This window comes from Halomonas sp. NYA30 (assembly GCF_976980765.1).
Genome location: NZ_OZ334477.1, coordinates 4111714 through 4137985, shown reverse-complemented (window position 1 = coordinate 4137985; position 26272 = coordinate 4111714). Strand labels below are relative to the sequence as shown.

Below are 26272 nucleotides of genomic sequence, written 5' to 3'. Positions count from 1 at the left end.
CGCTCACTGTCAGTTGACTTGGAAGCTATTATTTCAAACGTAACCAAGACAAAAGCAACTAAGACAAAATGAAGTGAGAGGGAGAGAGCTATGAGTGGTAAATGTCCTGTAATGCATGGTGGTAATACCTCCACGGGCACGTCTAATAAAGACTGGTGGCCGGAAGGGATGAACCTGGATATCTTGCACCAGCAAGACCGCAAATCAAACCCGATGGATGCCGATTTTGACTATCGGGAAGAGGTCAGAAAACTCGATTTTGATGCGCTCAAGCAAGACGTCCACGCGCTGATGACTGACAGCCAGTCGTGGTGGCCAGCTGATTGGGGTCACTACGGCGGTCTTATGATCCGCATGGCATGGCATTCTGCTGGTACCTACCGTCTTGCCGACGGTCGTGGCGGCGGCGGTACCGGTAGCCAGCGTTTTGCACCCCTCAACTCCTGGCCGGATAACGTCAGCCTTGATAAGGCGCGTCGTCTATTGTGGCCAATCAAGAAGAAGTACGGCAACAAAATCAGCTGGGCCGACCTGATGATTCTGGCCGGTACCGTTGCCTACGAATCCATGGGCTTGCCTGCTTACGGCTTCTCGTTTGGCCGTGAGGATATCTGGGAACCCGAAAAAGATATCTACTGGGGCGACGAGAAAGAGTGGCTGGCGCCTTCTGACGAGCGCTATGGCGATGTTGAAAAGCCAGAAACCATGGAAAACCCGCTTGCTGCGGTTCAGATGGGGCTTATCTACGTCAACCCGGAAGGCGTTAACGGTGTGCCCGACCCGCTGAAAACCGGTCAGCAGATTCGCGAAACCTTTGCCCGCATGGCAATGAATGACGAAGAGACGGCTGCCCTTACTGCCGGTGGCCACACCGTGGGTAAGTGCCACGGTAACGGCGACGCGGCAGCGCTGGCGGCTGAGCCAGAAGCCTCTGATGTTGAGAACCAGGGCTTTGGCTGGGGCAACCCGACCATGGGTGGCAAGGCGAGCAATGCCGTTACATCGGGCATTGAAGGCGCCTGGACCACTCACCCCACCAAGTTCGACATGGGCTATTTCGACCTGTTGTTTGGCCATGAGTGGGAGCTGCGCAAAAGCCCAGCTGGCGCTCACCAGTGGGAACCCATCAACATTAAGGAAGAGGATAAGCCGGTTGACGCCAGCGACCCCTCCATTCGCCACAATCCGATCATGACCGATGCGGATATGGCCATGAAGGTGGATCCGACCTACCGCGCCATTTGTGAAAAATTCATGGCGGATCCGGAGTACTTCAAGAAGACCTTCGCCAAGGCGTGGTTCAAGCTGACTCACCGTGACCTAGGCCCGAAAGCACGCTACATTGGCCCGGAAGTGCCTGCTGAAGACTTGATCTGGCAGGATCCGATTCCTGCTGGCAGCACCGACTACAGCGAAGAAGTGGTTAAGCAGAAAATCGCCGATGCCGGCCTGAGTATCAGCGATATGGTTAGCACCGCGTGGGACAGCGCGCGCACTTACCGTGGTTCTGATATGCGCGGCGGTGCCAACGGTGCGCGCATTCGCTTGGCGCCCCAGAAGGATTGGGAAGGCAACGAGCCTGCGCGTCTTGCCAGCGTATTAGCCGTGTACGAGCAGATTTCTGCTGATACCGGCGCTAGCCTTGCCGATGTCATCGTTCTGGCCGGTAGTGTCGCGATCGAGAAAGCCGCTAAAGCCGCAGGCTATGACGTTCGCGTACCTTTCTTGAAAGGCCGTGGCGATGCTTCTGCCGAGATGACTGACGGCGAATCCTTCGAGCCGCTAGAGCCGCTGGCCGACGGTTTCCGCAACTGGCAGAAGAAAGACTACGTCGTGAAGCCGGAAGAGCTGCTGCTGGATCGCGCTCAACTGATGGGGCTAACAGGGCCTGAAATGGTGGTATTACTCGGCGGCATGCGTGTGCTGGGCACCAACTATGGTGGCACCAAGCATGGCGTATTCACCGACCGCGAAGGCCAGTTGACCAACGACTTCTTCGTTAACCTGACCGATATGGGCAACACCTGGAAGCCGGTGAGTAAAAACACTTACGAGATCCGTGATCGTCAAACGGATGCCGTTAAGTGGACTGCTTCTCGCGTTGATCTAGTGTTCGGTTCTAACTCGCTGCTGCGCTCCTACGCGGAAGTCTACGCCCAGGACGATAACGACGAGAAATTCGTCAAAGACTTCGTCGCCGCCTGGACGAAAGTGATGAACGCGGACCGCTTTGATGTCGCGTAACCAACACTAAGCGTTACGTCTCTACCCAAGCCCGCATCGAAAGATGCGGGTTTTTTATTACTTGCTGATAGGGTGACTATCGATTGCTTAACAGCATGGCGTTTTTTGAGGCGGGAGTTTTCTCGCCCTGACGCTGTCAGTAGAAGTGACCTTTCCAAGGAGTATAACGATGCAGAAAGCCAGAATCTTGCAGCAGGGCAGTATTCACTGCTTCCCCGTTGGCCTGCGCGATGAGCAGGGCAAACTCGCCAACGCAGAAGTCTCGGCAGTTATGTATGACGGTGAGCGGTTACTGCTGGCCAGCGATAAGCCGATTCCAGGAGAGCATCGTTCCGCGGTCTTTGCCTTACCCATGACGGATGACGGGCCGGATGATTCGCAGCTTGAGTATTTTACAACGCCGCTGATTAAGCGCGCGGTGAAGTATGAAGACTTTGCACTGACCGCCGATGGTAAGCATGTATTGGCCACGACGGGTTTTGATCGCATCGATGACGTGACCCATGACCTGAATGCTTATAACCATCTATTGATCTGGCCGCTGGGCGAGCCTGAAAAAGCCCAGGCGGTGGACCCTGACCCCCGTGATGGGGTGGAAGGGTCGTTGGAGTTACGCAATAAGCTGAATCACGCCATCGGCTTTCCATACTACAAGATTGAAGGTCTGGCGGCAGTGCCCGGCGAGCAAGGCGATGGGCTGCTGCTTTTCGGCGTACGCGAGCAGGGGCAGCGTCATGATGACTTCTCCTATGTGAGCCGTGTAGTGGGTGCCCACTATGTGGTAAATGCGTCTGGCAATCTCGAGTTTATCGATGAGTTGCGCGAACTTTACGCTTTTGAACCGACTGATCATGAAGGGGTAGCGATCGAGTGCGGATTATCGAGTCTTGAATATGACCCTTACCACCACCGGCTTTATCTGATGACCAGCTTTGAGGCGGAGGTCGATAACGTCGCCCGCATTGGTGGCTACCTATGGCTGATGGAGCTGGATAACCTCACCACTGGCGAGCCACCTGCCTTGATCCGTGGGATGGACGGCTCCCCGTTTGAATTCGAGCACAAGGCTGAAGGGTTGGCCGTGCTGGATCATGAGCGTGTCTTTGTGGTGTACGACAATGACTGTGAAATGGGCGTGGGCAGCATCGACGAGCGCGATGAGCGTCACGCCAGCGAAGCGCTTTATACGCTTTTGCATATGGAATAAGACTCGCGAGATTTCAGGCGTCGCTCGGCGACGCGCTGTTGTTACAACTCAACGTTTACAATTCATGTCGCGTTTTGCCACGGTAGAGGCGCACAATATCGGCCATGACTGCTAATGCAATCTCGGACGGTGTTTTGCTGCCTAAATTGAGACCAATAGGCATGGTAATCCTTTCCAGCTGAGTGTCTTTCAGGCCACCGGAGCGCAATAGCCGTGTTGCTCGCTGTTGCGACGTTTGCTGAGACCCCGTCACGCCAATGTAAAACGCCTCCGTGCGGACGGCTTCGATCATCGCCAGGTCATCAATACGCGGATCATGAGTCAACGCGACCACTGCTGTATTGACATGGCAGCCGCCCGAGGCGATAAAAACGGAAGGCAGTACCGCTTGCACTTCCACGCCAGGCACGTCGAAATTCTTGCGAGCATCATCGTTGGGGTCGCAGACAATGACTTCAAAACCGAGCGATTGGGCAAACAGGGCGAAGTGACCGAAGAGATGCCGGCAATGATCAGCCGTAGCGCTGGGCCAATGCGGACATTGACGCTGGTGGCATCAAAAGTAACGGCAGGTTCTGACAATGTGGATGGGTTGAAGCGCTTGCGCCCATCGGACAACGAGATACAGCGAGTGAGCGGCTGTCGGCCCAGCAAGGTGGCATGCATCACTTCTAGGTGGATGAGGTTTTCGGCCGTCGGTGTCAATTGTTCCACCAGCACCTCCAGGCTGCCGCCGCAGGGCAAGCGAACCGAAGCAGCGCTATCGCCGTCGCCATAACGTATTTGTTGAACAGGCTTGTCGAAATCGCCGCTCTGCAGGCGGTCGATGAAGTCCTCTTCCACGCAGCCGCCCGATAATGAGCCGATATACGCTCCCGTAGAAGACGCGACCAGCATCGCCCCTGGCTCGCGGGGTGAGGAGCCAAAGGTTTTCAACACCGTGCAGAGCCATACAGTCAGCCCTTCATTAGCCCATTTCAATGCGCGTTCAATAACCTGCAGATCAAGATGATGCATTAACTAACGGCCTCCAAGGGATGGTTGTGGGAGGCTTTTAGAATCTCGCGAACGCTGTCAGGGGTAAAGGGCGGATGGGTAAAACTTATGCTTTTTACGTTTATAAGTGAGTTAGCCGCCATCACAGCAGTCGGCCTTCATTTTAATAGGCTGTTGCCCGCTGGTGGGGGCGGGGTGAGCAAGCAATATCGTTAGGCAGTATGATGGTGAAGCCTGTCCCAGGCATGGGTAGCCAGCCGGCTTTGCTACCCCAACATGCACATTATCCTGATGATACAAAAAGAGGATGGCTATGGAACGCCGTAAACGGATATGGCTAGTATGGGCGGTGGTCTTACTTTGCTATTTAGTGCCTTATACGCTGTTAAATGGTATCTCGCGATGGTACGGCAGCTTTTTGTTTTGGGCGTTGGCTGGGTTAGTCATCATTGCTCTGAACGTATATATCACTCAAGACTTTAAGGAACATGGCGATGACTGAGTCGCTGATTTGGTGGTCTATCGCTATCTACTTACTGATCGCGACCGGCATTGCGCTGATGTCTCGCCAACGCCCGGCAGAAGGGGCCTCGGAGAGCATGTCGGGCTACTTTTTGGGCAACCGGCAAATGAATGGCTTTGTCTCGGCGCTGAGCTACAGTGCCACGACATATAGCGCTTTTATGATGGTGGGCTTGGCAGGTCTTACCTATGCGGGCGGCGTTGGGGCGCTGGGTTTTGAAATCATCTATTTCGCCGGTGTGTCTCTGGTGGCCGTTTTCGGCCCCAAATTCTGGGCCGTCGGCAAGAAGTTCGGCTACGTGACGCCCAGCGAGATGCTGGGACACCGCTACCATAGCAAGCAGGTGGCGATGGCCGTCTCAATCGCCAGCTGTATCTTCTTGATTCCTTATTCGGCCGTTCAGCTCGCTGGTGTTGGTTACCTGCTGCAAGGGATCACAGATGGCGCCATTACCTTTACCACCGGGGTGGTGTTAGCCACGGTGATCGCTATCTTCTTCTCCTACATCGCGGGGATTCGTTCGGTCATGTGGACCGATTCGCTCCAGGCCATCATGATGATCGTGGCTTCCACACTCGTGGCCTTTCTGGTGATTCAAGGCCTGGGCGGCTTTGGCGCGCTGTTCGATACGCTGGCAACGGAGCACCCGCAGTCACTGACGGTACCTGGGCCTGGTTTGTTTAGCTTTGTCACTTTCTTGGGGCTTACTATTCCGTGGTTCTTCTTTAGCCTTTCTAACCCTCAAGTCAGCCAGCGCCTGTTTATGCCCTCGTCGCTGCGTTCCATGCGTCAAATGCTGCTTGGTTTCCTAGTGTTTGGCTTTATCTACACCATCGTTTCCGTGCTGTGGGGGTTCTCTGCCTTAGCGGCTTTCCCTAGCCTTGCAAGTGCAGATTTAGCCACGCCCACGCTGCTGGCATCTGAGTTTGTTCCACCAGTGTTAGGCGTGATTGTAATGATCGGCATCATGGCGGCCGCCGTTTCTACTATCGATTCGATCATGCTGACGCTGGCGTCCATGGTTTCCCGTGATGTCTATTCCAACGTCAAACCGAATGTCAGTGAAAAGCGCCAACTGTTAGTAGGCAAGTTTGTGGTGCCGGTGATCGCACTGATGGCGCTGGCCTTCGCCGAGCTACAGCTTGATCTTATTGCTGTGCTGTCGGTGGCTGCATCGTCGGGGCTCGTGGCCATGGTACCCGCTATTATTGGCGCCTTTTATTGGAAGCGTGGCACCGCTGCCGGAGCACTGGCCAGTGTAGTGGGCACCAGCGCCTTTGTACTGCTGATGTATGCCACCGGTAACTCGTTGCTGGGGCTGCCTGCCGGTGTATGGGGCATTGTAGTCGCTAGTGTGCTGTTTGTTGGCGTTAGCCTTGTAACCAAACCTCATCAAGCCACCACGGATGCTTTCTTTAGCGCCATCGCTGAAGAGCTGGGAAAAAAGCGTCGGCATAAGGCTTTTAACTGAGGTTTTTCAGGTTTAGCGCCAAACCGTTAGCTGTTGTCGATAATCATCTTGCGCTTGGCTGGCGCTGACCGGCGTCAGCCACACCTGGGTACCGGGCAAACACTGGGCCAGCGTAGCGCAGGCGGTGGGGGTGAGAGCGCCTAGGCGCGGGTAGCCGCCAATGGTTTGGCGGTCGTTCATCAGCACGATAGGCTGGCCGTCCGGCGGTACTTGAACTGCTCCTAGGGGAATGCCTTCTGAAATAATCCCCGTGAGTGAGCCGTGAAGGGTAGGGCCGGTGAGGCGGACGCCCATGCGGTCGGCGCGGTTATCCACTGTCCAGGGCTGGTTGAACGCCTGGAAAAGTGTGCGTCCGCTAAACGAGGCGATCTGCGAACCCAGAACGATGGGCAAACGGCAGCCTGACGTGGGCATTTGCGGCCCTTGTCCTTCAGCAATACGGCGAACCGCCGGAGCGGCGCCTTTCCATGTTAAGCGGTCGCCCACTTTTAGCGGTTTACCATCTTCGTGCAGGCCACCCAATTGCTCGCGGGCAGTGCAGGCGCGGCTGCCCAGCACTTCTGGCGCATTTAGTCCGCCGGGAAAGGCGAGATAAGCGCGCAAACCCTGGCGCGGTTGGCGAAATACCAGACGCTGGCCCGGCAGTAGCTTGAAACTGGTATTGGGTGCAAGCGGTTTGCCATCCAACTGGGCGTCTAGATCGGCACCGGTCAACGCCAGACGCACTTCGCGTTCGGTTTCAAAGTTCAAGCCGCCGCCCATGACGACTTCCAGCGCGGCGCTGTTGGGTGCGTTACCCAAGAGCCAGTTGGCCCAGCGAAATGAAATCCAGTCGGCAGCGCCGCCCTGGGTAACCCCTAAATGACCAACGCCAAACCGCCCGGCATCTTGAATCAGCGCCAGCGGACCTGCCTGCTTAACCACCAGCCCTTTTGATGCATCATTGTTAACCGCGTGACTCATGGCCGCTCCTCCATGGGCGTCGTATCGCCACCGTCCGCTTCGAACTCTTCGCGGGAGATCGCTCTAAAGCGCACCTTATCGCCGGGGCGAAACAGTGGTTCACCGCGCTTGGCGTATTCGAATAACGGCACATTGGTGCGGCCCAGAATGTTCCAGCCACCCGGCGAAAGCAGCGGATAGATCGCCGTTTGCCGGTCGGCAATACCGACGCTGCCAGCGGCTACCTTACGACGCGGCGTTTTCAGGCGTGGCGTTGCCAACGCTTCGTCTACCAGACCCATAAAGCCATAGCCGGGGGCAAAGCCCAGCGCGAACACGCAGTAGTCGTGATTACAATGCTGCTGGATCAGCTCGTCGACACTCAAGCCCGCACGTTTAGCGACCAGGGGCAGCTCGGGTCCGACGCTTTCGTCATACCACACGGGAATATCGTGCAGCTCCCCCGCCTGGGTGTCGGCAGGTTCGAGGCCCGAAAGCGTCTTATTGATCAGACCGAGCGCCTCGGCGTGATTCATTTGCTGGCAGTCGTAATGGACTAGCAGTGTGGTGTAGGAAGGCACCAGATCAATCAGGGCAGCCCCAAAAGCGCTGCGCAGCGCTTGGTCGGCGGCGATCACCCAGGCCATGTTGGCCTCGTCGATGGTGTCGAACAGTCGCACCATCAAGGCATCCATGGCGGTGGTCTCAATGCGCATTTTAACGCGGGTCGCTTCAATTTGTGTTGTTTCAATGCCTAGTTTCACGCTTTCTCCAGCGCCTGAAAGGCCTCGCGAATGGCGCGCACGGCCGCCACGGACTCCGGGTTGTCGCCGTGAACGCAGAGCGTGTCGCAGGCTAACTGTAGCGGTGTGCCGTCGAGTGCGGTGAGCGGCTCGCCTTTGGCCAGCATTACCGCTTGGTTAACGATGGTGTTCTGGTCGTGGTGCACGGCGTTGGGTAACCGGCGCGAAGCCAGGTGGCCGTTGGCGTCGTAAGCGCGATCGGCAAAGGTTTCAAAGCACAGGGTAATACCCAATTTAGCGGCTAGCTCGCGGTGCGGCTCGGGATTGGCGGTCGACATGATCATTAGCGGCAGGCTGGCGTCATATGCACGCACGGCGCGCATGACGCCTTCAAGCAGCGCCGGGTTGGCAGCCATGTCGTTATACAGCGCCCCGTGGGGTTTGATGTAGCTGAGCCGTGCGCCTTCGGCTTGGCAAATGCCTGCCAGGGCGCCGACCTGATAGAGCACCATGTCTTCCGCTTCTTCGGCCGAGCAGGCCATGGAACGGCGCCCAAACCCCATTAAATCCGGGTAACCAGGATGCGCGCCAATGCGTACGTTATTTTGTACCGCCAGCTTGACGGTGCGTCGCATTACATGGGGGTCAGACGCGTGGAAGCCGCAGGCGATGTTGGCGCAATCGACATAAGGCATCGCCTCAGCATCTAAACCAATAGTCCAGTTGCCGAAACTTTCGCCCATATCGCAATTAAGCAGGGGGATGGCCATAGCGACTCCTGTCGTTGATGCAGTGGGTGCTTTCATGTGGCTGATGGGGAAATTAAATCCACCACCAATATATGAACACGGCAAGCTCAGTGCCAATCGTTTTTGACGATACTAACTATCGGGTGCTTCTATCATATTGTTATTTGGTGGAAAAATGGTTGACGCTTGGGCACGATACGCTTATCACAGTAAGGGCGGGGCGTGATAATAACGTTGGTGAAACAGCACTGCCGAAGATGGTCTCGAAGTTGCATAGTGATCTTGTGTTCACGAGCATCAGCACAAAGCAATCAGCGCTGCGTGCCAGCAAGACGGCGCTTAGTCACTCTCAAAAGTCATTCGTAGGCGTGTCACTATGCTCGATTTTAAGGAACTTGAGGCGTTTGTATGGGCGGTGAGGCTGGGCTCCTTCCGTAAGGCGGCGACCCGTTTGCACCTTACTCAGCCCTCTGTTTCCGAGCGTATTTCGCGTCTTGAAACCACGGTGGGTGAGCTACTGTTGGAGCGTGCCGCCCGGCCCATTCAGCCCACCATGCGTGGCCGCGAATTTTTTGTGCATGCCGAGCGGATGCTGCACCAGCGTGACGAGGCGATGAAGCTTTTCGATGACGAAGAGGCGTTTTCTGCGCCATTGCGGCTCGGCACGATTGAAACTATCGCCCATAGCTGGTTTCCCGAGTTTATGCGCAGGCTTACCGAGCGCTATCCACGGCTGACTATCGAACTGACTGTGGATTACTCGCCAGTGCTCAACGAACGGCTACTGGGCAACGAACTGGATATTGTACTGGCGATGAATGGTTATTCGCCGCAGAAGCAGATCGATTATGAGTCGTTGAGTCCGTATGAAATGGGCATGTTTGTCTCACCCCGGCACGCCCATTTGCTCAGCGAAAGTGCCAATATCTGGGGCAGGCAATTACCGTTCATTTCATTTGGCAAGCTGGCGCGCCCCTATACGGAACTGGTGAATTATCTGGCCGAGCAGGGCGTAGCCAGCCCACGTATTCATAGCGTCAGTACGCTGATGACGATTGTACGCATGACCACGGAGGGGTTAGGGATCGGCGCGCTGCCGGTGGCCACCGTGCTGGAAGAGTGGCAGCGAGGAGAGCTCCACCGCTTGTCACTGCCGGTGCCGTTACCCGCCATGCACTATGATGTGATATGGCGCAACGCTAACCACCCACGCTTTTGCCGGGGCGTTGCTCGGCTGGCACAGGAGTGCGCCTGCCGCTATGCCCAGGCGCGCCGTGCCGATATGACAACAACACTTTTCTCTGGGCGCTGGGTACCCAGCAGCGCCTCCTCTGGTACTACCAATGCAACACACCATTAGCTCCATACTATTAATAGAAACAAGAGGGTTCTCACCATGCGCAAGACATTAACTTCTACCCTGCTACTGGCAACAGCCTGCGGTCTGACGGTGACGGCTCACGCGGCTGAGTGGACCATGGCCACTCCGTACGGTGATGCCAGCTTCCACACCCAAAACACCAAGCAGTTTGCTGAAGATGTCGCCGAGGCGACGGACGGCGAATTAACCATTACCGTGCATAGCGGTGGCTCTCTTGTGGCACACGGAGAGATCAAACCGTCTGTGCGTCGCGGCACTATCGATGCGGGCGAAGTCTTCCTGTCTGTACTTTCCAATGATGATCCCATTTTCGAAGTGGACACACTGCCGGGGGTTGCAGGCAGCTACGATGATGCTTATGCGTTGTGGGAAGCCACCAAGCCCATGATCACCGAACTCTTCGCCTATGAAGGGTTGATTCCGCTCTACGCGGTCGCCTGGCCTGCACAAGGGATCTACACATCAGAGCCGCTTACCGATCCTGCACAGTTTGAAGGTCTGCGCGTGCGCGCACCCAACATCAATACCCAGCGCTTCGTCGACAACCTGGGCGGTAGCCCCACTGAAACCGAAGAGTCTGATATCCCGACCGCCTTCAGCACTGGCCGTGTGGACGCCATGATTACCTCGAGCTCCACTGGGAACTCTATGGCGGCTTGGGACTATGTCACCGACTACACCGACGCTAACCTGTGGTTGCCCAAGAACATTGTCTTCATCAGCCAGCGCAGTTTCGATGGCCTGGATGAAGCGACCCAGGAAGCCCTGATGGAAGCCGCCGCTGAGGCTGAAAAACGTGGTTGGGAGATGAGCCGCGAAGATAACCAGGCAAGCCTGGATGCCTTAGAAGAGAACGGTATTTCGGTTTCTGAGCCGAACGATGCTATTTCCGAGGCGCTGCAAGCCGCTGGTGATGAGCTGTTTGAAGATTGGCAGTCACGTGCCGACGATGAAGCCAAACAGGCGCTGGAAAACTACCGCGAGCAACGCGACAGTTAATCACCGGCTTCAATGTTTCTTGCAGGGGCGGGATAACGTCTCCGTCCCTGCCTTTCCCGCGCGCTTCACGAGGCTGCGAACATGACGTTTAAATTCGACAAACTCTATCGCCTCGGTGCTTGGGGTGCGGCGGCGTGCATGGTGGCTATCTGTGCGCTGATCGCGCTCCAGGTAACCTTCCGCTTGGTAGATGCCCTGCTGGTGCTGGTAGGTTTGAGCCGGCTAGGCCTGAGTATTACCGGCGTTTCAGAAATTGCGTCTTACTTATTAGTCGGCGCGACCTTTTTGGGCTTGGCCTACACCTTTGTGCATCACGCCCATATTCGCGTGACGCTGTTGATTACCCGTTTGCCCCCGGCCATTCGTGTGTGGTTTGAAGTGTTTGGTCTCATCATCGCCTTGGCGATCAGCCTGATGCTCAGTTATGGCCTGGTGGGGCTGGCGCAGGAGAGCATCCAGTACAACGATGTCTCCTCGGGATTTGTGTCGATCCCACTGTGGATTCCCCAGCTGGTACTCGCGACCAGTGTAGGGCTGCTGTGCTTGGCGCTGGCTGAAGCCCTGTTCATGGCGGTGCGTATTGCCATTCGCGACCCTTCGAGTTTTCGTGAAGCGACGGCCCCCGATGATAGCGAGGGTTACTAAATGAAGACCTTACTATTGTTTCTAAGATGCCCGCGTTTAGCTAACTCTCTTATAACGACGCTGTTACTCCAGGCGCTTCTGTCCCTTAAATCGGAGAGATCCTCGTGCTGCTACTAAGTCTCGCCACCATTTTTACGCTTGTACTGTTACTGGGGAGCGGGGTGTGGATCGCCTTTGCGTTGATCGGTACTGCCTGGATAGCGCTCGAGTTCTTTAGCTCCTTTTCACCGGCTTCTATTCTGGCCTCCGATTTCTGGGGAGCGAGTTACGGCTGGGACCTCACGGCGCTGCCCATGTTTATCTGGATGGGTGAAATCCTCTTTCGGTCGGGGCTCGCCGATAATATGTTCCGCGGCCTGTCGCCCTGGTTAAACCGCCTGCCGGGACGTTTGCTGCATACCAATATCATCGGCAGTGGTATGTTTGCCGCAGTGTGCGGTTCTTCGGCTGCCACCTGTGCCACAGTAGGCAAGATGACCCTGCCGGAGCTTGAGCGGCGGGGCTACGATAGCAACATGGCGATTGGTACGCTGGCCAGTGCCTCGACCTTGGGGCTGTTGATTCCGCCTTCCATCGTGCTGATCGTCTACGGCGTGGTCACCGAGCAGTCGATCTCCAGGCTGTTTATGGCGGGTATTGGCCCAGGCTTGATGATCCTGGCGATGTTCATGAGCTATCTCATTTTGTGGGCGCTATTGAAAGGTAACCGCGAAGGCCTGACCGGTGAAGATGAGTCAGGCATGAGTTTTGGGGAAAAACTGCGCAACACCTGGTCACTGGTGCCCATTCTGCTGCTGATCGGCGGCATCATCTTCTCGATCTATGGTGGCTTGGCCTCACCCACGGAGGCAGCAGCGGTCGGTGTGGTGCTGTCGATCGTGATTGCCCGCTTCAATGGTCACTTTGACCGCGAGATATTCAAGAGCTCGCTGTTTGCCGCTGTGCGTACCGCCTGCATGATTGCCTTCATTATTGCGGGGGCGTCTTTCCTGACTTCGGCCATGGGCTTCACCCAGGTGCCGATGAAGCTCGCTCAGGCGATTGGTGAAATGGGGCTTTCACCCACCATGCTGTTGATCGCACTCACCTTGCTGCTGCTTATCATGGGCTGCTTTCTTGATGGTATTTCGCTGATTCTGCTGGTTACCGCGATTATTATGCCGCTGGTGAGCGCCGCCGGGTTTGACCTGATCTGGTTTGGCATCTATCTGGTGATCGTCGTCGAAATGTCGCAGATTACGCCGCCGGTTGGCTTCAATCTGTTCGTGATTCAGGGGCTGACGGGTAAGGATATTCTGACCATTACCAAGGCCACGCTGCCGTTCTTCCTGCTGATGCTGTTGGCGATTGCCTTAATGCATCTCTTTCCCGGTATCGCGCTCTACCTGCCCGAGGCCATGACCCGTTAACGCTCACTATCGTCCACGGTCAATCATCCAGGCGGCTGTCATGCAGGCCTGGATGTTGATTGGGTGCTTCTTTGTCGCTTCGCTTCGCGCTAAGCTACAGAAAAAGCGGGAATAGGTGGCTCCACCCATGCGCACGAGGAATGACGCTACAGAGATATTTCGACAGTTGGCCGAAGGCATGGGTCACAGTGGGAGCTCTCACTTTTACGCCACGCTGGTAGAGCGCTTGGCAGCCTTACTGGGCGTTGATCATGTATTGATGGCCGATGTAACCCAGTTGCATCAGGCTAAGACGTTAGCGGTCTGGTCCAATGGCGGTCTGCTTGGCAATATCACCTACTCGCTGTCCGGCACCCCTTGCGAAACTGCGCTAGGGCGCGGTTCCTGCCTGTATGCGTGTGATGTTCAATTGCTCTTTCCAGACGATAAGCTGCTCTGCAAGCTCGGCGCCGAGAGTTATATGGGGCGCCCCCTCTACGCTGCCGATGGCGCGCTGATTGGCCTGCTGGCGGTGCTTAAGAACTCCCCTATGCAGTTGGATGAGCTAGCCAATGAAATTTTGCAAATTGCCGCCGCTCAGGCCGGCGCGGAGCTAGGTCGCCAAAAGGCAGAGCAGGCATTAAGAGCAAGCGAAGAAGTCGCACGGGAGAGTGAGCGACGCCTGGATACGCTGCTGAATCACCTGCCTGGCATGGCCTACCGTTGCTTCAATGACCGTGACTGGACCATGCAGGTGGTAAGCCAAGGGGCCGAGGCACTGACCGGGTACCGTCCGGATGAGTTGCAAGGTAACCGGGTGACCAGCTTCGCCGCGTTGATTCATCCCGATGATCAGGAAAAACTCTTCGAAGAGGTGCAGTTGGCCGTTGCCAACAAGCGGCCTTACCGGGTGGTGTATCGGTTGAAGCATCGCGACGGGGAGAGTCGCTGGATGTGGGAGCAGGGCCAGGCGGTCATGGGTCCTGACGGTGAGATCGTTTGCCTGGAAGGCTTTATCTCGGATGTGACCGATCAGCAAGAGTCGCAACGGGTACAAAACGCCGTGCTTCAGGTTGCTTCGACGGTCACTACGCGGGTGGGTGACGGTTATTTTCAGCAGCTGATTGCCACGCTGGTCGAGGTGCTGGAAGCCGACGCAGGCTTCATTGCATTACTGCATACCTCCCCTCAGGGCGAGGAAGAAGTCTATGGCCAGGCAACCACGGTCAGTATGGTGGTCAGTGGCGAACAGCGTGAGCAGCACGCTTTCGCACTGCGCGGGTCGCCTAGCGAGCAGGTGGTGCTGGAGCGTGAAGCGGTGATGCATGACGGCCCGCCGCTGCTATTAGCGGGCACGCAGCTACCGGTCAGGGCGTGGATTGGTCGCCGCTTAGATAACGCCAACGGCGAAGCCATTGGCGTGATGATGGTGTTTTACCGCCAACCGCTGACGACTAATGCGTTCGCCACCTCGGTGTTGCAAATCCTTTCTACTGGCGCCGCGGCAGAGCTTGAACGCCGCCGGGACCACCGCCATATGCACCAGTTGGCCTACACGGACAGCACTACCGGGTTACCTAACCGTACCCGCTTCATGGAGCTGTTAGCGCAGATGTGGCAAGAGGCCCATCATACTGGGCAGGGGCTTTCGCTGCTGCTACTGGATATTCGTCGCTTTAAGGAGGTGAATGACCTGCACGGCCACCAAGTAGGTGATCAACTACTGGTGTCAGTCGCGGACCGCTTGCAGAAGATCAGCCACGCCTATGGCCCATTGGCGCGTTTATCTGGCGATGAGTTTGCCATGCTGGTGGCCGACGCTGATATCAGAAACATAAATGATCTCGTCGAGCAGTTGCGCTCAGCTGTGACTCAGCCGCTGCAGCTGGAGCGCCGTGTGTTTAACCTTGATGTCAGCATCGGTTATGCCCGTTATCCCCACGATGTGAAGCAAGCGAGTGAGCTGTTCAATGCCACCAGTATTGCGCTTCACCACGCCAAACGCCGCGACAACAGTACCTGCCCCTATACCCAAGCAATGCATCACGCGCTACAGCGCCGCCAGCGGATGACCGAGCGGCTCAGCGTGGCTATCAGCGAAAACAAACTGGAACTCTATTTTCAGCCCCAGGTGGACCTTGCCAGCGGGCAGCTGACAGGCGCTGAGGCTCTCTGCCGCTGGCATGACGCGGAGTGGGGGTGGGTGAGTCCCGGTGAGTTTATTCCGCTGGCCGAAGAGCGCGGATTGATACGCCTCTTGGGAGACTGGGTGTTGGAGGAGTCGGCTAGGCAACTAATGGCATGGGGTACGCAAAACAAGCAGGCACTGCCGGGTAGGCTGTCGATCAATATTTCTGCCCAGCAGTTTGCTGACCCCGAGTTAACTCAGCATATTGCGCAGCTAATGGCTGGCGTACCACCGAATGCCATTTCTCTGGAGCTTACCGAAAGCGACTTTATGCGCGATCCTGATCAAGCGGTAGAAATTACTCACACCATGCGTAAGGCGGGTTACGCACTCTCTATTGACGACTTTGGCACAGGCTACTCCTCACTCTCATACCTGAGGCGTTTCGCCGCCGACGCACTGAAGATCGATATCTCTTTTGTGCGCGAGATGCTCGATAACCATCACGACCGCACCATTGTGCAGACCATCATTGCCATGGCGAAAGCGCTAGAGATGAAAACGGTGGCAGAAGGCGTAGAGACCCGAGCGCAGGCCCGCCTGCTGGCCGACATGGGCTGTAATGAAGCCCAGGGCTACTGGTTCGGTCGACCGTTGCCAGCCAATGAGTTTGCTGCAGCGTGGTTGAACAAGTAACCACGCAATATCACCGCCAGCGTCATCGTCCTGTCATCACCTTTGGCATACCCTACGCGCCGCCAACCTGCGATGAAAGGAGTGCTCCCATGCGCCTGGCCCTGTTTGATCTTGATGACACCCTCCTAGATGGAGACTGCAGCGACCGCTGGAATTTATGGATGATAGACCAAGGGTGGGTCAGCGATGCCGAGACCTTCATGGCGCGTGCCGAGCAGATGCAGCGGGCTTATCATGCGGGCAAGCTAAAGCTCGAAGAGTATCTAGCCATGACCCTGGCGCCACTGCGCGGGCGCCGGGTAACGGATGTGCAAAAAGAGGTCGAGCGGTTTGTCGCCACACACCTTCAGCCGCGTATCTTCACTCAGGCCTGGGCCTGCCTGGAAGCGCATCGCCAGGCGGGCGATACCCTGTTGCTGATTTCTGCATCTGCGCGGCATCTGGTTCAGCCCATTGCGGCTACTTTGGGGATCGAGCACGTGCTGGCGGTAGAGCTGAGCATCGAACATGGCATCAATGAAGACGCGCGATATACCGGTGGTAGTGAAGGTATTTTTTCCTATCGCGGCGGCAAAGTGCTGCGCCTGAAGCAGTGGCTGGTCGAGCAGCAGATCACCCCCAGCCACACCACGTTTTACTCCGATTCCCGCAACGACCTGCCGTTACTGCAATATGTGGATTACCCGGTGGCGGTCAACCCGGATCCGGTGCTGGCAGAGGTGGCTAGCGTTGAAGGGTGGCGGCGCTTAGACTGGCGGGCGAAAAACCAGCAACTAAGCCGTCTTTCCCGCGCATCCGCTAAATAGCCTGATAAATCAAATTAAAACCAACTAAAAACATCGCTAAAATCACTAGTCGATAAAACAGCTTTTCATTGACGCGGCTCTGCAGCCAAAGGCCATTGCGCACACCGATCCAGGCGACGGGCACTAACAGTAGCGATGCCCAGGCGCTAGTCATATTGACTTCGCCTAACCACACATAAGGCCCCAGTTTGATGGAGTTCACGACTGCGTAGGTCACTGTGCAGGTGGCGATAAAGGTCTCTTTGGTGAGCTTGCGTGGCATTAGGTACATGTTCATTGGCGGTGCACCCGCATGGGCAATAAAACTGGTAAACCCGCAAACGCTTGCCGCAGGCAGTGCCCAACGGCTGGAAATCGGCTTTTTAGCGACAGGTTTTAGCAGCATATAAGCGGCAAACACGACGGATAAAATCCCTAATGCCAGGCGCACGCCTTGTTCACTCAAACTGCCAAACAGCACTGTTCCCACCGTGACGCCAATGAATAACCCTGGCACAAAGCGCCACACTTCCGCGCTATCGTGTTTACCCCACCACGCTTTTACGGCAAACACATCCATCACCAGCAATAGCGGCAACAGTAATCCGGCTGCTTGGGTCGGGCTAATCGCCAGCGCCATCAACGGCACCGAGAGCGTGCCGAAACCACCCGCAAAACCGCCTTTTGATACGCCGGTTAGGTAAACGGAAAATACGATTAACAGCCAAGCAATCACGGTATAGTCGGGGAGCATGAACGCCTCTGGATATTCAAAAAAGTGAACCACAAAAAAAGCCCCGCATTAGCGGGGTTCATCAGCATAGTATTAGATAAATGTTAGCGTGCGAAGTGAGTGGCGACGCCGCTTGCACCATTAAATGGCTTTGATCACAAAATAATCAGCGTCGCGAGCCCCAAGAACGATAGAAAGCCCACCACATCCGTGACGGTGGTGAGAATTACCGCGCCGGAGAGGGCAGGGTCAATCTGTAGCCGTTTCAACACCAGGGGAATGAGGACGCCGGATAGGTTGGCAAGGCTCATATTGATAAAAATCGCTAGCGTGATGACGAGCGTAATCAGCGGGTCGCTAAACCACAGGTAGGAAATGCCGCCGACCACCAGGGCCCATACCAGGCCATTACTCATCCCCACCCATAGTTCTTTATTATACAGCCAGCGTTTATTGTTACCGGCAAGCTGCCCGAGCGCCAAGCCGCGTATGACCACCGTTAAGGTTTGGCTACCTGCAATCCCGCCCATGCTGGCGACCACGGGCATGAGAATGGCGAGCGCGACGATTTGATCCAGTACGGCTTCAAACTGCCCAATCACAAAGGCCGCCAAAAAGGCGGTCAGCAGATTAATACCCAGCCAAATACCGCGACTTTTCGCGCTGCGCGCAATGGGGGTAAACACTTCTTCTTCATCGCTAACGCCTGACATGTGTTTCAACGTCATGTCAGCATCGTCTTGGGTGATTTCTAATACGTCGGCAGCGTTTAGCTGGCCGACCAATAACCCATCGCTATCGCACACTGGCACAAAGTGGAGTTCTTTAGAGCGCAATAATGCAGCGGCGTCACTCACTTTCATTTGATCATTTAGGGTGAAAAGATCGTCCATAAAATCATCAACCACGGCTTCTTGTGGCTGTTTGATTAAATCAATCAGGCTCAGGGTGCCGAGTAGGCGTTTATCCTTGTCTGTAATCATGATTTGCTGTGATTCATCATCGAGCAGGTGATGAATCCGGATATAGCGCTGTACGGCCTCTAATGACACGCCTTGTTTTACATTGACCGTCTCGGGGTCCATGTATCGACCCACCACATCATCTTCATAGGCATGAAGATTCTCAACCTGGGCGCGTATCTCCTGGTCCAAGCTGGCATAGACGGTGGTTTTGATCTCTTCGTCGGCGACATCGAGAACCTCGGCGACTTCCTGGGCATCCAGGCCTCTGACGATCTGTTCAACATCGCTGGCAGAAAGATCCTCAATATAGTCAGCGCGAATACCCTCATCGACTTCTGCTAGGACTTCACCCAGCACATCATCTGGGATGTAATCCCAAAGTAAATCACGGGTTTTAGCGGGGAACGACTCAAGCGTGCGCGCAATCGCTAATATATCGAGCTCTTTAAATAGCTCGTTGAGGGCAGCGGTATCTTCTTCGTCTAACAACTTTTGCAGATACAGCAGTTGCTCCTCGGTATTGGTATATTTTTCCTCATCGCGCATAGAGTCCATCCTTATAAACACTCATTTTTAACACAACCACTTGAAAGCTCGTGATGGCTCACCATGGATCTTATCGGCAGGCTTGGTTGAAAGCCATCCCGGCTTTTTTGCACGGCATTTTCTGCGTCGGGAGGCGTTGAGTTCTGATATGCGACAAGGGCGAGGAAGGTAGGGACGAGGATGGCAGTGACAAAGATAGCAGAGAGTAGTGACAGGCTTCAGAAGCTGGAATACCGCCTGGTCGAGACTTCAGGTCTCGCGCCAGGCGGGCAGTGAAGGGGGGATAGAACTGGTCAGATCCTATCCATTCCTAAACAGGAAACTGTAAGCATTAAGCGCAGGCACACCGCCCAAGTGGGCATAAAGGACTTTGGAGCCTGCTGAGAATTCACCGTTACGCACCATGTCGATCATGCCGTGCATCGATTTGCCTTCGTAAACGGGGTCGGTGAGTACGCCTTCCAGACGGGCGCACAGGCGAATGGCTTCCAGCGTGCCTTCGTTGGGCAGGCCGTATTCGGGGCCGCCGTAGCGGGTATCCAGAATCACGTCGTCATCGGCGATGCCGCCTTCCAGCTCTACCAGCTCAGCCGTATGGCGGGCGATACGCAGGATTTGTTCGCGGGTTTGTTCGGGTTTGGCAGAGGCGTCAATGCCAATCACTCGCTGGGCGCGGCCATCGGCGGCGAAGCCGACCACCATCCCTGCCTGGGTACTGCCGGTCACTGAGCACACGACGATATAGTCGAACTTGAAGCCCAGCTCTTTCTCCTGTTGACGCACCTCTTCGGCAAAGCCCACAAAACCTAAGCCGCCGTAAGGATGCTCGGAGCAGCCTGCGGGAATCGGGAAGGGCTTACCACCCCGCTTGCGCACATCCTCCATCGCCTGCTCCCAGCTGGGGCGGATCCCGATATCGAAGCCAGCATCATCCAATCGAACATCGGCGCCCATGATGCGCGACATCTCGATATTGCCCACGCGGTCATACACCGCATCGGAGTAGTTGACCCAGTTCTCCTGCACCAGCACGCATTGCATGCCCAGGTGAGCGGCGACGGCAGCGACCTGGCGGGTCTGGTTCGACTGGATTCCGCCAATGGAAACCAGTGTGTCGCAACCCTGTTCCAGTGCCTCAGGAATCAAGTATTCCAACTTGCGCGTTTTGTTGCCGCCAAAGGCTAAGCCGCTGTTGCAGTCTTCGCGCTTAGCGTATAGCTCTACTTCACCGCCTAAATGTTCGCTTTGTAGTGGCATAGTGAATTTGGCCACCTAATTAGAGGTGCTAATATGCACCAAGACATCACTAGGTGGCAGCATGGCAACAAGACCAAAACGTAACTTTAGCCCTGAATTCCGGCTCGAAGCAGCACAGCTAGTCGCTGATCAAAACTACACGGTTCGTGAAGCGGCAGAAGCAATGAATGTGGGGTATTCGAGCATGGATAAATGGGTTCGTCAGTTACGCCAAGAGCGTGATGGCCAAAGCCCTAAAGCAACGCCCATGACACCCGATCAGCTCAGGATTCGCGAGCTTGAAAAGCGCATCCGTGACATTGAGATGGAAAAAGACATCCTAAAAAAGGCTACCGCTCTCTTGATGTCGGACTCCCTGAACACTTCTCGCTAATCGAGAAACTCAAGACGAGCTACCCGGTAAAAAAACTGTGTGACGTGTTTGGCGTGCATCGCAGCAGCTTTAAATACTGGAGACAACGTTCAAAAAGACCTGTGTGTGCCACGAAGACTAAGGAAATAGCCAAGGTCAGAGAGCTATTTCGCGAGAGCGAAGGCTCTGCAGGGGCGCGCAGCATCGCAGAGATGGCGACAAGGGAGGATGTGCCGTTAAGTCGCTATCGCGCTGGCCGCCTGATGGAAAAGCTTGGCCTAATTAGCTGCCAAGTGCCTGGGCACACCTATAAGAAAACAGGTGATGAACACGTTGAGGTACCGAACCACTTAGCGCGTCAGTTTAACGTTGTGGCGCCCAACCGCGTTTGGTGTGGCGACGTCACATATATCTGGACTGGCAAACGCTGGGCTTATCTAGCCGTTGTCATGGACTTATTTGCTAGGAAAACGATTGGCTGGTCGATGTCGTTGTCGCCCGATAGCGAACTCACCAGCAGCGCATTGAAAATGGCTTATGAGAGCCGTGGGCGGCCAAAAGGGGTTATGTTCCACAGCGACCAGGGCAGTCATTATACGAGCCGTAAGTTCCGTCAGACACTCTGGAAATGCCAAGTAAAACAAAGCCTAAGCCGACGTGGTAATTGCTGGGATAATGCGCCAATGGAGCGTTTCTTCAGGAGCTTAAAGGTTGAATGGGTGCCAACGTATGGCTATCGCTCATTCTGGCAGGGGCAGCATCATATCGTGAACTATTTAATCGGGTATTACAGCCAGCTTAGGCCTCACCAGCATAACGGTGGTATGAGTCCGAACCAGGCAGAGGAAAAGTACTGGGTTAACTATAAAGCGGTGGCCAGTTTTACTTGACCACTACACTTAGCCGCTTGAGGGGGGTAATGGGAGAAGGCCCAAAGGTAAGCGGATAACGTGGGAAACGATCAAGATTCATATAAAATCTCCTACTTCTAAGCGAGAAAGAGCGGCATAAAAACTGCCTAGCGAGGGTAGATGTGAAACCTTGGCGTGCTCGCAAATTTTTATATTTAGCACCGTTTTATAGTAAGCGGTGACGTTATTATTTGTGTTGCAAATTATCTGTTTTATAGGCAATAAAAAGTGATATAAATAAATATAATCAGTTTTAAATTTTGCTAAACAGACAATAAGGACACTGTTAGTGTGTGCAAAGCGATCACTTTCGCGCTCAGATGCCGACCAGCCAGCGGGTGACCTGGATCGTATCGATAAGCGTATCCTCAAGCTGCTTCAGAACGACGCCACGCTTTCCAATGTGGCCTTGGCCGAGCGCGTTAACCTAAGCCCTGCGGCCTGCCTGCGCCGAGTGGAAAGGCTTAAGCGGGATGGGGTGATCAGTCGGATCGTGGCGCATCTGGACCCGGAACAGCTCCAAGCAGGCATGGTGGTATTGATTGGCGTGGTGTTGGATCGCTCGACGCCGGAATCCTTCGCCGCCTTTGAGGAGGCGGCCCAGAAGGTGTCAGGCTGTATGGAGTGCCACGTGGTCACCGGGGAGTTTGACTATTTCATGTTGGTACGCACGCGGGACAGCCAAAGCTTCAACAGGCTGCATGCTGAACAGTTGCTCTATCTGCCTGGAGTGCGCCAGATCCGCTCATTTATGGGGCTGCGGGAGGTAGTCTCGACCCATCAGGTGCCGATTTAGTGATGTGTTAAGGCGAAGAAGAGGGCTCAGGACGGGTAGCTAACCACAGAGCGATCATTATAAGGAAAGCGACCACACCCCAGCGCAGCCAGCCCTGGTCGAGTGACCAGACCACGATCAATGCACTCAACGCGATCATGCTGACGGCTGCGAGCTTGGCACGCCGGGGAATGGCGCGCTCTTGCTCCCAGGTGATCAGCAATGGCCCGACATAGTGGCGGGAGCGGATCCAGACTTCAAAGCGCGGTGAGCCTTTGGAGGCACAGTAAACTGCGATCAGCATAAAAATAGTGGTGGGCATTAGCGGTAAAAAAATACCCACCAGCCCCAGGCTGAAACTAATAGCCGCCAACGCCACCCATATGATGCTGATCAGTCTCATCCTTGCTCCCGATTGGCTCGCTGTTACTCAATGCATTGCATTATGTGTTAATAAGTATGGTCTTATATCACGGCTTCGCCATGCAGGTGGTTAGTCTTCATATAAATGCAGACACTCCGTCATCGTCCTGTCATTTAGCTTGTTTAGTGTCTCCTAACGTTCAATCGTTGGCATACAAACGATCAGGGGGAGACCACCATGAGTAAAGAGATCGAAGATCATCGCCTGTTTAACCGCAGTAGCAATCAGCCTTTTGCTGAGGTATTAGCGCGGCACGTATCCCGACGTGATGTGATGCGCGGCGGCTTGGGAGTCGCTGCTGCCTTGATGCTCAGTTTTGGTGGCGCTGCACAGGCGTTGGCTTCCAGTGGTGCGCAGAAAACACCCCTGACGCTCGCCTTTGAAGCGGTACGCGGATCCCTTACCGACGCGATTGTGGTGCCGGAAGGCTATGTGGCCCAGGTGTTGGTGCCTTGGGGCACGCCATTGAGCACAGGCGATGCGTGGCAGGCCGACCAAACCATGACACCTGAGCGGCAGGCGGAAAGTGTCGGCATGCACCATGATGGCATGGCCGGTTTTGCCTTGGACGCCGACAACGCCTCGCGTCGTTTCGTGCTGGCGCTCAATAACGAATATATCGACCAAGCCGCACTATGGGCACCTCAGGGCGGCCCCACCAATGCCGAAGAGGGCCAGCGGCCAGCAGATGAGTCGCGCACCGAGATCAACGCTCACGGTGTCACGCTTGTCGAAGTCGAAAAAGACGCCAATGGCCAATGGTCGCATGTGCCGGGGTCGCGCTATAACCGCCGCTTCACCAGCGCAACGGTGATGGAGCTTTCCGGGCCCGTGGCTGGCAGTGACTACGTCAAGACACAGTTCTCTCCGACAGGCATGCAAACCCGCGGCACGAACAATAATTGCGGTAATGGGTTAACCCCCTGGGGAACCTATATTGCCTGTGAAGAGAACTGGCCCGATATCTTCGTCAATCGTGGCGAACGCTTTCAGGACGACGCCCGCATCGGCATCCCAACGGACAAAAGCCGCTATGGTTGGGACACATCCGCAGGCGATGCCTCCGAGGAGAATGGTGAGTTCGCCCGCTTTGATATCACCCCGCGTGGCGAACGGGCGGAGGATGATTATCGCAACGAGGCACGCACCTTCGGCTATCAGGTGGAGATTGACCCCTATAGCGGAGTGCGGGCCGTCAAGCGGACAGCGCTTGGGCGTTTCCGCCATGAAGGATGCTGGTTAGGCAAGCTGGAAGCCGGTCAGCCGGTGGTGTACTACTCGGGGCACGATGCCCGCAACGAGTATGTGTATAAATACGTCTCCGACGCTGCCTGGGATCCCGCCGATGCCAATCGCCCCGGTGAAGCGTATGACCGTCTTGTCATCGGCAGCAAATACCTGGACAACGGCACGCTGTTCGTGGCCCGTTTTCATGCTGATGGCAGCGGTGAATGGCTGCCGCTAACACCCAGTGCTCAAACGCGTGATGGCCGCACATTGGCAGCGGCGCTGGGGCTTGCCAGCGATGATCAAGCAGGCATTATCATCAATACCTGTGACGCGGCGGATTTGCTGGGCGCCACGCCGATGGATCGTCCTGAGTGGGCATCTGTCGATCCTGCCTCAGGCGATGTCTATCTCACGCTAACCAATAATAGCCAGCGCACCGCTGAGGACTCCTCGCCGACGTACACCAACGACGGCGAGCGGCTTGAGCAGAATGGCGTCGGTTACGATCTGGCACCGACCAACGCCGCCAATCCACGTGCCAATAATGAGGCGGGACACATCATCCGTTGGCGTGAAAGTCGTCTGCCGAACGCCTTTGCCTGGGAAGTGTTTGTGTTTGGTGCGGCGACCGATGATGCGGATAACCACTCGGGCCTGACGGAAATGAACCAGTTTGCCAGTCCCGACGGGCTATGGTTCGACGAGCGCGGCGATGGGCAGGGTATTCTCTGGATCCAGACGGATAACGGCTATGAAGGTATCACCGAGTACACCAACGACCAGTTGCTTGCGGTCGTGCCTAACGGTCTCGATGATATTCAAGGCACCGGACCCGTCATTAACAGTAGCAACCAGCAGCAGCTCAAACGTTTTGCGGTGGGGCCGAACGGCTGCGAAGTGACCGGCATCTTTGCCACACCTGATAAAACCGCGCTGTTTATCAACATTCAGCATCCGGGCAATTGGCCAGCCGATGCTAGCGCGCTGGTGCAAGACGCTACGGTTGCCGCCAGTGGTCAAGTGCGCCCCCGCGCAGCGACCGTGGTGATACAGAAGCGTGACGGCGGCCCGGTGGGAGTGTAAAAGCTATTAAGTTGCTAATGCATAACGTAGTGATAGCACTAGCGCTTATCCAATAGTGCCAATTGCTAAAACGAGCGGGAAAGGGTGGGCTTGATTAATTAAGCCCACCCTATAAAAACACTTTATAAAAGCATTTTATAAAAAGTTAACCAGCTTTCTTGTTAACGTTCTCTTTCGCTAACATATTCAACTTATCATCCGCGGATTTTTCTTCCTTCAGCGTTTCGGCCAGGATGTTTTTAGCTTCGGTATAACCTAACTGTTCTGCAAGAGAACACAGCGTGCCATAGGTGGCGATTTCATAGTGTTCTACTTTTTGTGCAGCACCAATCAGGCCAGCATCACGTACAGCGCCTTTTTCGGTCGCTTCAATCAGTTCCTGCGCTTCCTCTATCAAGCTCTCCATGGCGTAACACTTCAGCCGTTTGATACGGATATCAGGCACGCTATCAGCGACTTGCTCTAGTCTTTCTACCTGTCCTTGGGTTTCATCAAGGTGATGTTTAAAAGCATCGACCAGCTTGGGGTCATCCGCGGCACGCGCCATTTTGGGCAGCACGCGAGTCATTTGCTTTTCTGCGCTATTTGTTTCAGAAAGTAGCCGAACGAAAAGCTCATTAGCGTTTTTAATAATCATGATTTGCTCCATGCTGATAAAAAGATAAACCGTCGCAAATCCATGCGACGGTTTAAAGCTAGCAAGGAATGTAGGGGCGATAAATATATATAAGTTAAGTTTTAATGCCAATGTTGGCTTTTTCCTCTAACGCTTGCACAGCATCGACGCTCAGGGGCAACTGATTGGCCCAGTGAATATTTTCACGGCAATGACCAATATCCTGTAGTACGTGGTCATCGTAGGCCAATAGAGGCACTACATGGCGGCGAAAAAGCTGCCGACGCCTGTAGCGCCACCAACGCATTTCAAGCCTGTGAATCAAGGTCAGCGACGGCATCGCTGGCATATAAAACTCCAGCCGGGGCGGTTTAGGTGGCGGAGTTAGTTGGCTGGCTTGCTGCCAAGCATACTGAGCATGTCGGGTAGGGTTGTCGTGATTCATTACACACCTCCATCGTACACCTGCTCCTAAGCCACAGC

At 55.3% G+C, this 26272-nt stretch carries 22 protein-coding genes and 1 pseudogene; 13 read left to right on the top strand and 10 right to left on the bottom strand.

The genetic code is table 11. The features are described 5' to 3' along the window. Positions 1 to 90: 90 nt before the first annotated feature. Entirely contained in the window at positions 91 to 2244 is a 2154-nt protein-coding gene (gene katG / locus ACWI0H_RS19205; RefSeq protein ID WP_485874258.1) for a catalase/peroxidase HPI, read from the top strand. A 169-nt stretch (positions 2245 to 2413) separates the two neighbouring features. Then, on the top strand, positions 2414 to 3451 hold the full coding sequence (locus tag ACWI0H_RS19200) for a hypothetical protein (RefSeq protein WP_485874257.1): 1038 nt from the start codon (positions 2414 to 2416) through the stop codon (positions 3449 to 3451). A 55-nt stretch (positions 3452 to 3506) separates the two neighbouring features. Here the strand turns inward: ACWI0H_RS19200 and ACWI0H_RS19195 are convergent. Next, positions 3507 to 4468: pseudogene (locus ACWI0H_RS19195) on the bottom strand (XdhC family protein). A gap of 292 nt (positions 4469 to 4760) precedes the next feature. On the opposite strand from ACWI0H_RS19195, the gene ACWI0H_RS19190 reads away from it, so the two are divergent. Both ACWI0H_RS19190 and ACWI0H_RS19185 read left to right on the top strand, forming a co-directional pair. Next, the gene (locus tag ACWI0H_RS19190) at positions 4761 to 4949 is read left to right on the top strand and encodes a hypothetical protein (RefSeq protein ID WP_336273973.1); all 189 of its coding nucleotides are present in this window, start codon (positions 4761 to 4763) and stop codon (positions 4947 to 4949) included. Further along, positions 4942 to 6441 carry a sodium:solute symporter family protein gene (locus tag ACWI0H_RS19185; RefSeq protein ID WP_485874256.1) on the top strand — a complete coding sequence of 500 codons (1500 nt, stop codon included), beginning with the start codon at positions 4942 to 4944 and terminating at the stop codon, positions 6439 to 6441. The genes ACWI0H_RS19190 and ACWI0H_RS19185 overlap by 8 nt, the downstream gene beginning before the upstream one ends. Positions 6442 to 6453: 12 nt before the next feature. On the opposite strand, the gene ACWI0H_RS19180 is transcribed toward ACWI0H_RS19185, so the two are convergent. The 3 genes from ACWI0H_RS19180 to ACWI0H_RS19170 are packed head-to-tail and all read right to left on the bottom strand — an operon-like array spanning position 6454 to position 8896. After that, positions 6454 to 7404, bottom strand: a complete 951-nt coding sequence (locus ACWI0H_RS19180; protein ID WP_485874255.1) for a 5-oxoprolinase subunit C family protein — start codon at positions 7402 to 7404, stop codon at positions 6454 to 6456. Further along, on the bottom strand, positions 7401 to 8099 hold the full coding sequence (gene pxpB, locus ACWI0H_RS19175) for a 5-oxoprolinase subunit PxpB (RefSeq protein ID WP_485876273.1): 699 nt from the start codon (positions 8097 to 8099) through the stop codon (positions 7401 to 7403). Before pxpB ends, ACWI0H_RS19180 begins: the two co-directional genes overlap by 4 nt. 44 nt (positions 8100 to 8143) lie before the next feature. Beyond that, on the bottom strand, positions 8144 to 8896 hold the full coding sequence (locus ACWI0H_RS19170) for a 5-oxoprolinase subunit PxpA (RefSeq protein ID WP_485874254.1): 753 nt from the start codon (positions 8894 to 8896) through the stop codon (positions 8144 to 8146). A 355-nt stretch (positions 8897 to 9251) separates the two neighbouring features. On the opposite strand from ACWI0H_RS19170, the gene ACWI0H_RS19165 reads away from it, so the two are divergent. The 6 genes from ACWI0H_RS19165 (at position 9252) to ACWI0H_RS19140 (ending at position 16918) form a co-directional block, all read left to right on the top strand. Continuing rightward, complete coding sequence (locus ACWI0H_RS19165) at positions 9252 to 10235, top strand: LysR family transcriptional regulator (RefSeq protein WP_008957461.1); 984 nt, start codon at positions 9252 to 9254, stop codon at positions 10233 to 10235. Positions 10236 to 10271: 36 nt separating this feature from the next. Next, a complete protein-coding gene (locus tag ACWI0H_RS19160) occupies positions 10272 to 11255 on the top strand; it encodes a TRAP transporter substrate-binding protein (protein ID WP_176304075.1) in 984 nt (327 codons plus the stop codon). Between the two features lie 81 nt (positions 11256 to 11336). Continuing rightward, positions 11337 to 11900: a TRAP transporter small permease gene (locus ACWI0H_RS19155; RefSeq protein WP_485874253.1), complete on the top strand. Its 564-nt coding sequence runs from the start codon at positions 11337 to 11339 to the stop codon at positions 11898 to 11900. A gap of 104 nt (positions 11901 to 12004) precedes the next feature. Beyond that, positions 12005 to 13309, top strand: coding sequence for a TRAP transporter large permease (locus ACWI0H_RS19150; RefSeq protein ID WP_008957458.1), 1305 nt, complete (start codon positions 12005 to 12007; stop codon positions 13307 to 13309). Positions 13310 to 13436: 127 nt separating this feature from the next. Continuing rightward, positions 13437 to 16112 (top strand): bifunctional diguanylate cyclase/phosphodiesterase, encoded by a 2676-nt coding sequence (locus ACWI0H_RS19145; protein WP_485874252.1) that lies wholly within the window; start codon positions 13437 to 13439, stop codon positions 16110 to 16112. 89 nt (positions 16113 to 16201) lie between these two features. After that, positions 16202 to 16918 carry an HAD family hydrolase gene (locus ACWI0H_RS19140; protein ID WP_485874251.1) on the top strand — a complete coding sequence of 239 codons (717 nt, stop codon included), beginning with the start codon at positions 16202 to 16204 and terminating at the stop codon, positions 16916 to 16918. Here the strand turns inward: ACWI0H_RS19140 and ACWI0H_RS19135 are convergent. From ACWI0H_RS19135 to ACWI0H_RS19125, 3 genes are all read right to left on the bottom strand, one after another. Beyond that, positions 16911 to 17651 carry a sulfite exporter TauE/SafE family protein gene (locus ACWI0H_RS19135; RefSeq protein ID WP_485876272.1) on the bottom strand — a complete coding sequence of 247 codons (741 nt, stop codon included), beginning with the start codon at positions 17649 to 17651 and terminating at the stop codon, positions 16911 to 16913. The two genes, ACWI0H_RS19140 and ACWI0H_RS19135, sit on opposite strands and share 8 nt — an antisense overlap. Before the next feature lie 134 nt (positions 17652 to 17785). Continuing rightward, positions 17786 to 19141: a magnesium transporter gene (mgtE, locus tag ACWI0H_RS19130; protein WP_485874250.1), complete on the bottom strand. Its 1356-nt coding sequence runs from the start codon at positions 19139 to 19141 to the stop codon at positions 17786 to 17788. A gap of 300 nt (positions 19142 to 19441) precedes the next feature. Next, positions 19442 to 20398 (bottom strand): 1-aminocyclopropane-1-carboxylate deaminase, encoded by a 957-nt coding sequence (locus ACWI0H_RS19125; RefSeq protein WP_485874249.1) that lies wholly within the window; start codon positions 20396 to 20398, stop codon positions 19442 to 19444. A gap of 61 nt (positions 20399 to 20459) precedes the next feature. Here ACWI0H_RS19125 and ACWI0H_RS19120 point away from each other — a divergent pair. Together ACWI0H_RS19120 and ACWI0H_RS19115 are read left to right on the top strand one after the other, a co-directional pair. Next, positions 20460 to 21640, top strand: a protein-coding gene (locus ACWI0H_RS19120; protein ID WP_485874248.1) for an IS3 family transposase whose coding sequence is annotated in 2 segments (ribosomal slippage) — positions 20460 to 20727 and positions 20727 to 21640 — 1182 coding nt in all. Because the reading frame shifts where the segments join, the coding sequence is not laid out codon by codon here. 310 nt (positions 21641 to 21950) lie between these two features. Further along, positions 21951 to 22457 carry an Lrp/AsnC family transcriptional regulator gene (locus tag ACWI0H_RS19115; RefSeq protein WP_339883547.1) on the top strand — a complete coding sequence of 169 codons (507 nt, stop codon included), beginning with the start codon at positions 21951 to 21953 and terminating at the stop codon, positions 22455 to 22457. 7 nt (positions 22458 to 22464) lie between these two features. On the opposite strand, the gene ACWI0H_RS19110 is transcribed toward ACWI0H_RS19115, so the two are convergent. Then, complete coding sequence (locus ACWI0H_RS19110) at positions 22465 to 22839, bottom strand: YbaN family protein (protein ID WP_008959256.1); 375 nt, start codon at positions 22837 to 22839, stop codon at positions 22465 to 22467. 198 nt (positions 22840 to 23037) lie between these two features. Between ACWI0H_RS19110 and ACWI0H_RS19105 the strand changes: the two genes are divergently transcribed. After that, positions 23038 to 25173 carry a PhoX family protein gene (locus ACWI0H_RS19105; RefSeq protein WP_485874247.1) on the top strand — a complete coding sequence of 712 codons (2136 nt, stop codon included), beginning with the start codon at positions 23038 to 23040 and terminating at the stop codon, positions 25171 to 25173. 145 nt (positions 25174 to 25318) lie between these two features. Here the strand turns inward: ACWI0H_RS19105 and ACWI0H_RS19100 are convergent, their stop codons facing one another. Both ACWI0H_RS19100 and ACWI0H_RS19095 read right to left on the bottom strand, forming a co-directional pair. Then, entirely contained in the window at positions 25319 to 25810 is a 492-nt protein-coding gene (locus ACWI0H_RS19100) for a YciE/YciF ferroxidase family protein (protein WP_485874246.1), read from the bottom strand. A 94-nt stretch (positions 25811 to 25904) separates the two neighbouring features. Next, on the bottom strand, positions 25905 to 26234 hold the full coding sequence (locus ACWI0H_RS19095) for a hypothetical protein (RefSeq protein WP_336273985.1): 330 nt from the start codon (positions 26232 to 26234) through the stop codon (positions 25905 to 25907). Between the last annotated feature and the right edge of the window lie 38 nt (positions 26235 to 26272).